Below are 14304 nucleotides of genomic sequence, written 5' to 3' on the forward strand. Positions count from 1 at the left end.
ATAGCAGAAATTTTTTCCTATCATACTGCCTTACTGCTAACTTTCTCTTTGCTATTAGCAGGGGCAACAATAATGCCTGTTGTTTCTTCAAAGTTATATAAACTTACAGGCAAATCCATGAACCGTTCTAATTCGTTATAAGCTGGTATCCCGTGATAGGACATATCAAGACCCTCTTCTTCTTCACGTTCGCTTGCTCGCAAACCAACTGTCATTTCACATACTTTTGCCATAAATGCACCACCGATTAAACCCCAAATAACTACAATTACTGCTCCTAATACTTGTATTTTGAAAAGGGAGAAATCACCAGTCGTTAAGAGACCTTGAGATTTATCAAACAACCCGACCGCAATGGTTCCAAATACACCGTTGAATCCATGTACAGCTACAGCTCCAACAGGATCATCAACTTTTAAATTGTCAACAAATAAAGTAGCATAAATTACAATCAAACCACTGATCGCTCCAATGATAATAGCGCTCCATTGAGAGACATAGGCACAACCTGCCGTTATCGCAACCAAGCCGGATAACACGCCATTGATTGTCATACTTGGGTCTGCTTTTCCGAATTTTTTCATTGTCAAGAAAAGAGCAACGGTGCCCCCAGCTGCACCCGCAAGCATCGTATTAATGGCAATCGATGAAAGGGCTGTATTGGAAGCATCCAATGTACTTCCTGCATTAAAAGCAAACCAACCAAACCATAAAATGAACGCACCGGATGAAGCTAATGGAATGTTGCTTGGTGCAAATACATTGGCACTGCCATCCGAATTAAATCTCCCTTTTCTAGGTCCCAACAGTTTTGCCATTGCAAAAGCAGCAAAGCCGCCTAGCGCATGTATAGCAGCAGAACCAGCAAAATCCTTCATGCCTAATTTTGCCAGCCAACCATCTTTGTTCCAAATCCAATGACCTGAAAGTGGATATATGATGATACAAATAAGTGCTGCTGTTAATACATAAGCTTTAAAATTCATACGTTCGGCTACCGCACCCGACACAATTGAAATAGATGCTACCGCAAATCCCATTTGAAATAGTACAAAAGCTGTACTTGGTAAATTAATAGAAAGTGCAATCTTTTCAGGGCTTCCAAATAAAGTAGTTCCAATTATTCCGAATGCATCTTTCCCAAACATCACTCCAAAACCAACTAGCCAAAATGCTAAAGCACCTACCGTTAAATCGACAAAAATCTTCATTGTTACATTGACAGCGTTTTTGGTTCGAACCAAACCTGCTTCCAGTAAACTAAAACCGCCTTCCATAAACAACACCATTGCAGCAGCTAATACAGTCCAAACTGTATTTAAATACATCAGCTTCATGAAAGTCCCCCCTCCTGATTAAGCAAATCATCTATATCAAAGTCTGGTTTACCTGTTCGAATGTTATAAGCTTCTAAAATGGGATAAACGTAAATTTTGCCGTCACCATCTTCTCCGGTTTGAGCTGATTCAAATATCTTTTTAATCGTAGGCTCTACCATATAATCAGAAAGGACAATCTCCAATTTAACTTTTGGATGAAGAGTCACTTGATAATTTTTTCCGCGATAGACCCCTTGAGTATCTTTCTGTTTCCCTCTCCCTACTACCTGGGACACGGTAAAACCTGTAATTCCTATCTTCCTTAAACCTTTAATCGTATCAGTGAGTCTTTCTGGTCTAATAATCGCTTCAAGTTTTTTCATTTGAACCACCTATTCATGTTAGGTTTTCTTACATTATATGATAAACAATATAACAATACATTCAATATGTCAATAGCACAATAAATTGGAAATATTATGAATGTTATCAAAATTGTTCGGAGAATGGATGTATTGATGGTGCTGTTAAAAAATCACAGAAGAACTCTTAAATTTAGTAAAATATGCATTAGAGAATTAAATAACTGAAAATGGGGAGTGTTCATTATTTTATACGCAATCATTTTATTTATCTTTGCAGGTTTAGCGGAGATTGGAGGGGGTTATCTTATTTGGCTTTGGCTACGAGAAGGAAAGCCTTTTTATTTGGGAATTTTTGGTGGAGTTACACTAGCTCTATATGGCGTCATTGCTACTTTCCAAGCGTTTTCTTCTTTTGGACGAGTTTATGCAGCTTACGGAGGTGTGTTTATAATTCTTTCCGTTTTATGGGGATGGTGGATCGATAAGAAAACACCTGATTTGTATGATTGGATTGGCGCCAGTATTTGTTTAATTGGTGCTGCCATCATGTTATGGGGCCCTAGACAATGAAAAAGAGAGAACATAACGTTCTCTCCTTCTTATACAGTGTCTTATCTAGAAGACTTATCTATCGTGGTGGCGGATATGCCATGGATGTTTGAAGTCAGTCTCATGGTTATTTAACCCGCACATTCAGTAAGTCCATCGATAATGTTATCGAAAGACTTGCTAAATTTTACTTAAAACATAACCCTTATTCAATTTGTCAAATAATACTTGAAAAAATAAAGCAGTTACTTTAGTATTGAACTAAACATCAATATATTGAATAATCAAAAACGACAACAACTATATATTGTGTTGCCTTAAAATAAGATGCCATTAGGCTTAATAGGGAATCTGGTGAGAATCCAGAGCTGCCCCCGCAACTGTAATTGCTGACGAAATGAGCAGACCACTGTATAAGTAAGCTTTGTAGGTGCTTATATGGGAAGGGCTCAAAGTAGGAGGAAGCATAAGTCAGGAGACCTGTCTTATTTTAAGATGTTTCAACTTCTTCGGGGATTGAGAAGATGAAACGGTGGCGACAGAAGGCATAGGACTGGTCTTTTCTTTCCTACATACCTTTTGATGTTATCGTTTCATCCGCTCTAAATCCTTGAGCGGATTTTTTTATTTAGGAGGGAAAATTTTGAGTACAAAAACCTATTCAGATCTTCATTACGTATTGGAATCTATCAATCAGGCCGCAAAAAAATATGATATCGATGCAACTGAAATCACGAAACGAATAAAAGAACTAAATGCAACTGAGTCTGAGGCAAACCAACAGGCTTTATTTTATGCTTTAAATCACATTGCGATGGATCAGCCTAATTGGACGTTTGTCGCGGCTCGTTTATACCTCAATGAATTATATGAAAAGGCAGCAATCAATCGATGCTATGACCGTTCTTTAAAGTATGGTGATTTTTATCAGCTCATTAAAGTATTAACCGAAAAAGGGATTTATTCTAGTGATCTCCTGTCCTTTTATACGAAAGATGAAATCGATGAGTTGGGAAAAGAGATAGATCCTGATCGCGATCATTTATTTAATTATATAGGACTTTTTTTGCTGGCTGACCGATATCTGGCAAAAGATCACGATCGGAATATTTATGAGCTTCCACAGGAGCGGTTCATGATTATTGCCATGACCATTATGAAACTCGAAAACCAGTCTATCCGATTAGACCTTGTTAAGGAAGCGTATTGGGCATTAAGTAATCTTTATATGACAGTAGCTACACCTACACTATCAAATGCCGGTAAAAGCTACGGCCAACTTTCATCATGCTTTATTGATACGGTCGAAGATTCTCTCGATGGCATTTATTTGAATAATTGGGATATCGCAAGATTAAGTAAAGGCGGAGGCGGAATTGGAATCTATTTCGGAAAAGTACGGGCACTTGGTTCCGATATCAAAAAATTTAAAGGGAATTCTTCCGGGGTTGTGCCGTGGATCCGATTAATTAATGATACTGCCGTTAGTGTTGACCAATTGGGGCAGCGGCAAGGGGCCGTGGCTGTTTATCTTGACATATTCCATAAAGACATAATGAACGGATTTCTTGATTTAAAAACGAATAATGGAGATGAGCGCCGAAAAGCACATGATATTTTCACAGGTGTGACAATACCAGATTTGTTTATGGAAAAGTTGCAGGAGTTAGATGAAAATGGAAGAAGCATCGGGCTATGGCATACATTCTGTCCCCATCAAGTCAAACAAATTATGGGTTGGAAAGATGAACATGGCAATCCCCTCGGACTTGAAGATTTTTATGATGAAAGAGACAAAAAATATTTTACGGAGAAATACGAAGAAGCTGTCAACCACCCGCTTCTGCCCCGTAAAACCTATCGCGCAATGGATATAATGGCCCGTATTATGATTGCTCAGTTGGAAACAGGAACACCTTTTATGTTCTACCGTGATGAAGTGAACCGGCAAAACCCGAACAAGCATTTATTAAGTAAAGGACGCACTTCCATCTTTTGCAGTAATTTATGTACAGAGATTGCCCAAAATATGTCGACGACAACGATCATAAAAGAATATCAAGATAAGGATGGAAATATCGTTATCGTTCGGAAACCAGGAGATTTCGTTGTTTGTAACCTGTCCTCTATTAATCTGGCAAAAGCTGTTCCAGCAAATGTGTTGGAGCGTCTAATCCGTATCCAAGTCAGAATGCTGGATAATGTCATTGACTTAAATACGATATCGGTAGGTCAAGCACAACTAACAAATAAAAAATATCGAGCAGTCGGTTTGGGAACATTTGGCTGGCATCACCTTCTTGCTCTTGAAGGGATTCATTGGGAGTCTGAAGAGGCTGTTCGATACGCTGATAAACTTTATGAAGATATTGCATACTACACCATCCTTACTTCCATGGAACTTGCAAAGGAAAAAGGAGCATATAGCCAATTTAAAGGTTCTGAGTGGCATACTGGTCTTTATTTTGAACGAAGAAACTATGTTTCAGGCCGCTGGATCGAATTAAAAGAAGCTGTAGCCAAACATGGAATTCGGAACGGCTGGCTGATGGCTATTGCACCTAACTCATCAACAGCGAAAATCGGCGGTTCAACAGATGGAATCGATCCCTTATATGCAGTAGAATACGCTGAAGAAAAGAAGAATTTTAAATTTAAAGTAACAGCACCAGATTTGAATCATGTCACCTACAATTATTATCGCCGCGCAAGACATGAATTAGATCAACGCTGGAGCATTAGACAAAATGCGGCACGCCAGCGCCATATTGACCAAGCGATCAGCTTTAACTTATATGTACGGCACGATATTAAAGCAAAAGATTTATTGAACCTCCATCTCGAAGCATGGAAGCAAGGGTTAAAAACTACTTACTACGTAAGGAGCACATCACAAGCTGAAATAGAAGAATGCGAAGCCTGCCATAGCTAAAACGAGGGAACAGGCCACTGTTGCTTTAAAGTGCTAAAATGATTTTAGGAGGATACTTTTGATGAACATACATTCACCATTAAAAAGAATTAAGCTGCTTAATCCACAGCATCCAAATAAATCGACAAGTATAATAAATGGGAAATCATCCGGGATATTAAACTGGAATGATATCGCTTATCCTCAAATGTATAATTTATATCAAACCTTACTTTCGAATTTTTGGAAAGCTCAGGAGATCAACATGCAAGATGATATCAAACAATGGGATCTCCTCAGTAAAATTGAACAGGATGTTTTTTTGCGCATTAACACACAATTGGCTTCTCTGGATAGCTTGCAAACACCTACAATGAGCCAGGTAATGGATTATGTAACAGATTCCAGCTTTAAAGCTATTTTCGCCGTTATTTCTCAACAAGAAGCAGTTCACAATGAGTCATATTCTTATATCTTAAGCTCACTTGTCCCGTTAAGTGAACAGAATTACCGCTTCAATCAAGCAAAAAATGATCCAATTGTCCAAAAGCGAAACCAACTTATATTAAATGCTTATGAAAGCTTCCGCGAAAATCCTACACCGCTAAATCTGTTTAAACTTGGTGTAAATTCTATTAATCTTGAAGGCATTTATTTTTATGCAGGATTTGCCTTTTTCTATAATCTGGCTCGACAGCAAAAAATGTTGAAGACGAGTACAATGATTAGCTATATCCAACGGGATGAAATGCAGCATGCCTATTTTATTTCCCAATTTATTCGAATTCTATTATCAGAAAACCCTGAATTAAACACAGCTGAAAATATTGATTATATCTATTATACAATTGGACAAGCTGTTCAGCTTGAAAAAGAGTGGGCACATTTCATCTTAAAGGATATAGACGGTATTGATTTGTATGAATTCAACGGCTACACCGAATATTTGGCAAATAAACGTTTACGTCAGCTAGGATTGCAAAATCTTTATAAAGACAGGGACAACCCAATGCCATGGATCCACGTATTTAGTGATGAGATGATCAATGAAACAAAATCGGACTTCTTTGAACAAAAGTCCAGAACGTATACAAAAGTGACTCAGTCAAACGGTTTCGATGAATTATAGAGGTTGAAAGATGAATATAGCCATCGTTTATACTTCCATAACAGGAAACACAGAAGAACTGGTGAGAATACTTCACCAGTTCTTTCTGAAATATCCTTTAAATATTACAATATATTCTATTGATCAGTTTCCAATCGGTCAGTTAAATCAATTTCATGCAATTGTAGTTGCAACCTATACATGGGGGAACGGAGATATCCCTCAAGAGATGAAAGAGCTATATCGAGCCTTTGAAAACCAAGATGTAAAAAATGTGATTACAGGCGTGGTCGGGACCGGAGATCGATTTTATCCTAAATTTTGCGGCGCAGTGGATGAATTCAGAGATATGTTATATGTTCACACAAATTTGGCTGCTACTTTAAAAGTAGAGCTGATGCCGCAGTCGCAAGACATCGAAAGGTGCATAAAGTTCGTTGAATGCATTGTAAAACGATTAATTTAACATAATTTTTTTTCTGCAAAAAGATGTTTTAGCTTATATACATACATCGGCCTTTGGGACACCTATTATGTTACAAAATTTTGATTTATAAGAAGCAAAAGCTTGTTCAACAGTTTATTATCTTTATCTGTTTCTTTAAAAGAGATTAATTTAAACTTGAAGGTGCGAAAACCTCCCCCTCCTTTAATGGATAAGAATGCCATTCAATGCATATACTCATGAATCCCCCCTCTTAGCCATATATAAATAATGTAAATTGTTATCTAGAGGAGGATGAGTATATCGTGCAAACAAAAGAAATGCGCTTACGGCGAATCCAACATCTTGCTTATGAAATCATGGATGAGATGAATTTAAAGAAAGAGCCGAGACAATTTGATACATTAAGACTTGTGATTGATAATCTCTCTCGGGCAATCGGTGACTTATCAGATCCATTAGGTGATTATTCGCTCGACTATATAGAAGAAAAAGTGGGAAACGCCCATTACCTGCTATTTAAAAGCGAAAAAAAGATACCTTTTCATTCGTAAAACTCCTCTTGAGTATCGCCAGGATAGAGCAGCTGATTTTTTTGCCCCATTCTTTTTTAAAAGGATGGGGCAAGTAAACCGAAAATTTTAGAAGGTTATACTCATAATTTAGCGAATCTATTATTAACAAATCTTAGGAGGGATTTTTTTGTTCCAAACATTAGACAATTTCTTTAGATCTTGGGAATTCGAAGAAAGAGCAACTCAAAGAATATTAGATAATCTCACTGATGAGTCACTTAAACAGGAAGTCACTTCACAGAACTGGACATTAGGACGTATTGCATGGCACACCGTAACCGCAATTCACATCATTTCCTCACATACAGGACTAACGTTTGAAGCCCCATCTGAAGATTGGCCCGTCCCTGCTTCTGCAAAGTTTATATGTGAAAGCTATCATCAAGCCAGTGCTGCCTTTGTACAGGCAATTAAAACCCAATGGACCGACAAGAACCTGAAAGACCTAACCAACTTTTTTGGCCAACAGATGCCAAACGGATTACTATTGCTGTTTTTGATTCAACATCAAATCCACCATCGGGGACAGATGACGGTTCTTATGAGACAAGCTGGATTAAACGTTCCCGGCATTTACGGCCCTTCAAAAGAGGAATGGGCCAATTTAGGTATGGAAGCTCCAAAAATGTAGACTAGGTTATAACAAAAGGTTTAGCCAACATTTATTTGCTATTTTTATGTCATAAGTAGACCGATAATGTGGGTGCTTGAGTTTAAAAATAAGGGTTGCTGTGGCAACTCCTTTTCTTATTATGCAAAACCAGAAATAATAAAAGCTCAAATGGAACTAGCAGAAAAAACAATGAACATTACAAATATAGCGAAATGAGCTTTAGAAAATAAAATAATGTAGTGAAGTGTCATCTTTTTGTTAGGCTCCCCAAATTTCAGGGGAAGCCGTTCTTATTTATCCTTAACCTTTAAAAGACGCAGCCCATTTAACGTTACTAACAAGGTTGCTCCCATATCAGCAAAAATTGCAATCCATAGAGTCAGCCAGCCAGGAATGATAAGGAGAAGGGCCAATAATTTAACCCCTATCGAAAAAGTAATGTTTTGTTTAATAATGGCCAAGGCTTTTCGGCCAAGTTTTACTGTAAACGGAAGTTTTCTTAAATCATCTCCCATCAAGGCGATGTCAGATGTCTCCAATGCTGCATCCGTACCTGCTCCACCCATGGCTACTCCAACTGTGGCAGATGCCAAAGCAGGTGCATCATTGACACCGTCTCCGACCATGGCAACCTTACCGTACTCATTTCGAAGCTTTTTAATGAATTCCAATTTATCTTGCGGCAATAACTCTGCTTGGAATTCCAAGACGCCAACTTGTTGTCCGATCGCTTTCGCAGTGCCTTTATTGTCGCCAGTAAGCATGATCGTTTTTTCAATTCCAAGAGAATGAAGTTTTTCAATTACATCTTTGCTGCTCTCTCTGATTTCGTCTGCAACTGCAACAATGGCTTGAACTTCTGAATCTGTACCGAATACCATAACGGTTTTTCCCATGTTCTGAAGAGCCCTTATTTCTTCCCGAATGCCAGGGACGATTCCTTCTTTCAGGACTTCTTCAAACAGGTTCGGACTTCCAATATAGTATGTGGCACCGTTAATTATTCCTTTAATTCCTTTCCCAGTAATAGAAAAGAAATCATCCACCTGCATTTTTTTAAATGCTATGCCTTCTTCTTCTGCTTTTTTCATTATGGCAGAAGCAAGAGGGTGCTGCGACCGATATTCTAGTGCCGCAATCATGGAGAAGAGTTGTTGATCTTCCACATTGGTTAGATTCTTAAAATCTGTTACAACAGGGATGCCCTTCGTCAGCGTTCCCGTCTTATCAAAGGCAATTGCTTTTAAAGCCCCGGTTTCTTCAAGATAGATTCCGCCTTTAATCAATACTCCATTTCTGGCTGCATTGCCGATCGCTGTCACAATGGAGACAGGGGTTGAAACAACTAATGCACAAGGGCACCCAACGACTAAAACCGCTAATCCTTGATAAATCCACTCATTCCAGCTTGCGCCGAAAAGAAGAGGTGGAATTATCGCAACCAGCGCAGCGATTATCATGATTACAGGCGTATAATACTTTGCAAATTGGTCAACGAATGCCTGGGAAGGTGCTCGTTCAGCTTGAGCCTCTTCCACCAGATGGATAATCTTCGCAATGGTTGTGTCATCCACACGTTTTGTTACCTTTACTTCCAATAATCCTTCTTCATTTAATGTCCCGGCGAAAACCTCATCATCTACGGTTTTTTCAACAGGTACAGACTCTCCGGTTATAGCCGCCTGATTCACCGAAGAAAACCCTTTTATTACTACACCATCCATGGCAATTTTTTGTCCTGGTTTAACGATAATAATATCGCCAACTTCAATTTCATCAACATGAACCATTGTTTCTTTTCCATTGCGGCGGACTAATGCTTCCTTTGGAGCAATATCCATTAAAGACCGTATAGAAGCTCTCGCTTTCTCCATTGAATAAGCTTCTAAAGCCTCGCTTATGGCAAACAGGATGACGACAACGGCCCCTTCGCTCCATTCGCCAATAATCGCTGCCCCAATAATCGCGATGGTCATAAGGGTTTTCATATCAAATTGCAACCGGGATAAATTCTTGATCCCTTCTTTGAATAATGCGAATCCGCCAACAAAAATTGACGTTAAAAAAGCTAATATCGTAATGGTGCTTTCTGCCCCAATAATAAATTGAGAAAGATATCCCATTACAATAAAAAGCAGTGAAACGAGAAGGTTTGAATATTCTTTCCAGAAAGGTTCCTTCTTTTGAGATGGTTGTTCTCCTTTTTCCGGAAAGACCTTCAAATTTTCAAAAGCTCCTGCCTTTTCTAATTCTTCAATGGTGGTATTTCCATAAACCGTGATTTTTGAAGCTCCAAAATTGACTTTTGCATCCAAAACACCATCCAGGTGTTTTACGTTCTGTTCGAACTTTCCGGCACAGCTTATTCAGGAAAATCCTTGTACACGGTATACGTGTTTTTCCATATGCAGTTCTTTTGCTTCAGCCACGGTTCATCACCTCCCACTTCGGCTTTTTTATTCAAACAAAGCACCCTTTAAAGTGCTGCTATTTTATACCCATTTTTCGTTTCTTTATTTATATTAACAAGTGTTGTTCCGAATGGATAGTGCAATAATGAAAATAACATCATATTTTATGCTGTTAACCACGTCCAACCATGGTCAAGGAAAATTTATTTTAAATCCGCTACCCTTTTCACATCTGCTCGTCATTAGCCGTTGCAATTTAAAAATCCTAACAAATAATATAGAAAAGGCAATAAAGAGGTGAAAAGAGAACCAATGAGAATTTTAATTGGAATGGCTTGTATCGCAATTTTTATTTTTTTTCTTATAAGAAAGATGTTAAAGGATAAAAGAAAGGAAAATATACAATGGGGGCTGGGGATAGATTGCTGCTGTTTTTACAGTCCACCCTTAAAGATAAGTAATAATGGAATAACAATCATTGGATTTCAGGAGGTCATAGATGGAAGAAGTGCCGTTCGATATTCAGTGGTAAAAATGAATTGGCGGGGGAAAAGAACGGTATTTGGCCAAGGTTTTATATATGGGGATTATAGGAATCCTAAATGTTTTCATTTAACCGTAACAAATATTCCAAACGGCGAGCATTATTAAAATTGAAGTTTTTAATAGCTTCAATATGTCCTTCGGTGATTTTAAAGTTCTGGAAGGATGAACGAATAGGAATTTTAACATTCCCAATAGATCTAAAGTCAATATTCCAAAGCAGCTGATGTAAACCCAATAATATAACTGCTAACTAATTAAGCTAAAAAAGAATCAAAGGAACAGCTTATTCCTCAGATTCTTAATTAGATGTTAATCCTTATCACTGTTATACCATTCTTCTTCCCATTCATCGGATTCATGTTCCGAGCACCATCTGTAATTTCTTTTGTAAAATGTTTTAATGTAGTTGTTCAACATTTTATATCTTAGCTTCATTTGATTTTGTGTTAATGCCCCTGACTGGGAGTAAAACTCAATTAAATCAACATAGTCACTGTAAATCCTGTAATAAATTTGATCAAGTTGTTTCAGTTGAGCCGAGGTGAGCTTAACTTTTTTTGTGCAATTCATCTCTGGATCGTACAATTCTTTTTCCGTTTGTTTAATATGATCTACTTCTTTAGCCTGTGAGACAATTGGAGCGAAAAAAATACTGCAAATGAAGATGCAGCAAATCCATATTTTTGCCATTCTTTTAGAACCCCTTGCAGTTGAACTAATTAGTTATCGTTTCGATTATCATTGCCAGGCTTATCATCATCCCGTACACCGTCATCGCCGGATCCTTCTCTCTCGACCTCTAATACTTTGCCCGTGGCTTTATCAATTTCAACTTCATAAATTCCATTTTTTGCTTGTACTATTATTTCATATTTGGTCATTCCGTCTTCTGTTTCTATTTTCGCTCTGACTATTTTGCCTTTTACTTGTTTCAAGGCGATTTGTTTTGCTCTTTCCATACCGATTTCTTCATTGGGACTGACTTCACGGGCTTGAGTAGACTGAATGTTTAGACAAAAAAGCAAGCCAAGTGATAGTAACAGGGAAAATATGAAAGTTTTCTTCATAGTTCCACTCCTTTCTTTTTTGTTAGTATGTGAACGTTGTTTGAATTTATTCAATTAATCATACTCTTTTTTGATGAAGGCCGGACAAGAATTTACAAAGATGAGCTTATCAACTATGACCTTGTCCTTTAGTTTGCATACGTTATAAGTAATAGAAGCAGAAAGGAGCATAAAATGTTTAACTTACAAGGAACAGAAATAAGCCATTTTCTTTTCGCAATGGGCTGCTTATTAGCTGCAGCTCACTTATTGGGTTTTATTGCAGAACGATTGTACATTCCGCGAGTGATCGGTGAAGTTTCTGCAGGATTAGTATTGGGACCGACTCTTTTAGGACATTTTTTCCCGGATTTGTATCATTGGATGTTTTTGGGGTTTTCAGAAGAAGACAAGTTATTTGGCCTTCTATATCAATTTGGATTACTAATGCTTATGTTCAGCTCGGGGCTGAAATTTCAAACTCACTTTACAAAAGAAGACATGAAAATCACATCAGTTTTAGTAGTTGGAGCAACTGTACCTTCTTTTGTTGTCGGTTGGATGGCTGCAGATATGTTAAATATAGCCCCGTATTTAGGCGTGGCAAACAACTTGCTTGCTTTGAAAATCGTCATTGCTATTTCCATAGCAGTAACCTCAATACCCGTTATTTCCAAGATTTTTAATGACTTAGGTATCATGCAAACACGATTCGCCAAAATTGTTATCGCTTGTGCAGGTATTCATGATATTTTGTTATGGATTGCACTAGGCTTTGCCACTGCCCTCGCCAGTAAAGGAGGAGTTTTTACTCTCGCTACCGGGCTCAAAAGTATTTTCCTTAGTGTAGGTTTTATAGCGGGGACTTTAATACTAGGTTACTTACTATTTAATCGTTTGACCTATCTAAAGCAGAATTTGTTGTTCAGAGCTTCGAATATGGGGTATTTTTTATTTATCATGTTCATGCTTGCGGCGCTGGCCGGAACTCTGCATGTAGAAACAATTTTCGGAGCGCTGTTGGCAGGCATCCTTGTAAAGTTGTCGATGCCAAAGGCGGTTTCAGAACGAATTGAACAAGGAGTGTCTAATATATCATTCCCCTGGTTTATTCCTATCTATTTCGCAACCGTAGGGCTGCAGTTAAACCTTGTTAAACACTTTAATCTATTGTTTTTCCTTGGCTATTTATTACTTGCCACCCTAACTCAAACACTCGCTATATATATTTCCTCCCGATTGATTAAACAAGACAGGCTTACGAGCATCAATCTTGGAATAGCAATTAATAATCGCGGCGGACCAGGAATTGTTCTTTCAACAGTTGCTTATTCAACGGGAATTATTAACCAGGACTTTTTTGCGGTTCTTGTAATGTTGTCATTGATCACGTCTTGGTTTCCTGGCACTTGGCTTCGCATAGTTGTTAATAAAGGATGGAGATTAATGCCGGGTGATGAAAATATAATTTCGAAACAAAAGAAAAAAATTAACACGATTAAATCGTTAAATTAGATTTAAATGAGAGATCTTCGGATGGCATAGATAATATATGGAAGTTTTGCTAATTTTTCCCCTAATGAGCGGAAAAATTTAGGATTGGAGTAAGTTGTTCCATCGGAAAGAATAGCAAAGTCTTTGATTCCCACGTCAACCCCAATAGCTGAACGGGTTTTTGGCCATTCAGTTACTTCTGTCTCTGTACAAAGAGAAACAAAGTATTTGCCCGAAGGATTACACCGTATTGTTGCATTTAGGATACGTCCTTTCACTTCGCGGCTTTTGGCAAAACGAACAAGACCAAGTTTAGGCAATTTCATGTAGTTGCCTATTACAGCTATATTCCCGTTTGTATACTTTGTTGTGTAGGATTGAACTGGATTCTTTTTAGACTTAAATCGAGATTGTTTTGTTTTGTTTCTTGTAGTATCGATCATAGGAATCAACAAGATTTTCAACTGATTTTTGCAAAGCAATACTATCCACTTCCTTTAAAAATTCATATTGCTTTTTCAGTTCAGGAAGTGTTTTTATGATTTCTTTCTTATTGAAATATTTACCTTTCAAGTTATTTGTTGGAAGTTGACCGTTTTGGACCATTTCTTCACAAATATACCAAAAGGCGTCCTTTTCCTTCTGTTTAGCAAGAAAGAAGTTGAACACGAATCTTGAACAGCCAATCGTTTTGTTAATGAGTTCCATTTGTTTTTTGTTTGGATAGATACGAAATTTATAGGCTTTGTGGAAGATCATGACGTTCACCTCACTTCCTTATAGAACATATGTTCTTATTATATCATAATGAGGAAGGTTTTGGCTATCGCCAACCGACATTCATCTCCCACTTACCCATTGGGCTTTGCCCTTCGCTTTCCTTGAAGTGGGAGTCTTCTGTCGGAAAAGGATAAATAAAAGG

The 14304-nt window shown here is 37.8% G+C and carries 12 protein-coding genes, 1 pseudogene and 1 riboswitch; of the genes and pseudogenes, 7 read left to right on the forward strand and 6 right to left on the reverse strand.

From position 1 onward, the window contains the following. Positions 1 to 20 precede the first annotated feature (20 nt). Together BMMGA3_RS08935 and BMMGA3_RS08940 are read right to left on the reverse strand one after the other, a co-directional pair. A complete protein-coding gene (locus BMMGA3_RS08935; protein WP_004434534.1) occupies positions 21 to 1337 on the reverse strand; it encodes an ammonium transporter in 1317 nt (438 codons plus the stop codon). After that, the gene (locus tag BMMGA3_RS08940; protein ID WP_004434535.1) at positions 1334 to 1702 is read right to left on the reverse strand and encodes a P-II family nitrogen regulator; all 369 of its coding nucleotides are present in this window, start codon (positions 1700 to 1702) and stop codon (positions 1334 to 1336) included. The genes BMMGA3_RS08935 and BMMGA3_RS08940 overlap by 4 nt, the downstream gene beginning before the upstream one ends. A 225-nt stretch (positions 1703 to 1927) precedes the next feature. Between BMMGA3_RS08940 and BMMGA3_RS08945 the strand changes: the two genes are divergently transcribed. From BMMGA3_RS08945 to BMMGA3_RS08970, 6 genes are all read left to right on the forward strand, one after another. Then, positions 1928 to 2254 carry a YnfA family protein gene (locus BMMGA3_RS08945; protein ID WP_034669352.1) on the forward strand — a complete coding sequence of 109 codons (327 nt, stop codon included), beginning with the start codon at positions 1928 to 1930 and terminating at the stop codon, positions 2252 to 2254. 287 nt (positions 2255 to 2541) lie between these two features. After that, positions 2542 to 2736: riboswitch (cobalamin riboswitch) on the forward strand. Between the two features lie 140 nt (positions 2737 to 2876). Continuing rightward, positions 2877 to 5165, forward strand: a complete 2289-nt coding sequence (locus BMMGA3_RS08950) for a ribonucleoside-diphosphate reductase subunit alpha (protein ID WP_004434538.1) — start codon at positions 2877 to 2879, stop codon at positions 5163 to 5165. Between the two features lie 61 nt (positions 5166 to 5226). Then, on the forward strand, positions 5227 to 6273 hold the full coding sequence (locus BMMGA3_RS08955) for a ribonucleotide-diphosphate reductase subunit beta (protein ID WP_004434540.1): 1047 nt from the start codon (positions 5227 to 5229) through the stop codon (positions 6271 to 6273). A 10-nt stretch (positions 6274 to 6283) separates the two neighbouring features. After that, a complete protein-coding gene (locus tag BMMGA3_RS08960) occupies positions 6284 to 6718 on the forward strand; it encodes a flavodoxin domain-containing protein (RefSeq protein ID WP_004434542.1) in 435 nt (144 codons plus the stop codon). A 284-nt stretch (positions 6719 to 7002) separates the two neighbouring features. Further along, complete coding sequence (locus BMMGA3_RS08965; protein ID WP_004434553.1) at positions 7003 to 7251, forward strand: hypothetical protein; 249 nt, start codon at positions 7003 to 7005, stop codon at positions 7249 to 7251. A 148-nt stretch (positions 7252 to 7399) separates the two neighbouring features. Then, positions 7400 to 7903: a DinB family protein gene (locus BMMGA3_RS08970; RefSeq protein WP_004434555.1), complete on the forward strand. Its 504-nt coding sequence runs from the start codon at positions 7400 to 7402 to the stop codon at positions 7901 to 7903. A gap of 272 nt (positions 7904 to 8175) precedes the next feature. Here the strand turns inward: BMMGA3_RS08970 and BMMGA3_RS08975 are convergent, their stop codons facing one another. The 3 genes from BMMGA3_RS08975 to BMMGA3_RS16800 form a co-directional block, all read right to left on the reverse strand. After that, a complete protein-coding gene (locus BMMGA3_RS08975; RefSeq protein ID WP_081485683.1) occupies positions 8176 to 10290 on the reverse strand; it encodes a heavy metal translocating P-type ATPase in 2115 nt (704 codons plus the stop codon). 861 nt (positions 10291 to 11151) lie between these two features. After that, on the reverse strand, positions 11152 to 11532 hold the full coding sequence (locus tag BMMGA3_RS08985; RefSeq protein WP_004434562.1) for a hypothetical protein: 381 nt from the start codon (positions 11530 to 11532) through the stop codon (positions 11152 to 11154). A 29-nt stretch (positions 11533 to 11561) separates the two neighbouring features. Beyond that, on the reverse strand, positions 11562 to 11909 hold the full coding sequence (locus tag BMMGA3_RS16800; protein WP_004434563.1) for a PepSY domain-containing protein: 348 nt from the start codon (positions 11907 to 11909) through the stop codon (positions 11562 to 11564). A gap of 174 nt (positions 11910 to 12083) precedes the next feature. Between BMMGA3_RS16800 and BMMGA3_RS08995 the strand changes: the two genes are divergently transcribed. Further along, positions 12084 to 13403 (forward strand): cation:proton antiporter, encoded by a 1320-nt coding sequence (locus tag BMMGA3_RS08995; protein WP_004434566.1) that lies wholly within the window; start codon positions 12084 to 12086, stop codon positions 13401 to 13403. A gap of 29 nt (positions 13404 to 13432) precedes the next feature. On the opposite strand, the pseudogene BMMGA3_RS17360 reads toward BMMGA3_RS08995, so the two are convergent. Further along, positions 13433 to 14141: pseudogene (locus BMMGA3_RS17360) on the reverse strand (RNA-guided endonuclease TnpB family protein); the annotation flags it as partial. Between the last annotated feature and the right edge of the window lie 163 nt (positions 14142 to 14304).

It is taken from the genome of Bacillus methanolicus MGA3, from assembly GCF_000724485.1.
In the GTDB taxonomy this organism is placed as follows: Bacteria; Bacillota; Bacilli; order Bacillales; family Cytobacillaceae; genus Bacillus_Z; species Bacillus_Z methanolicus_A.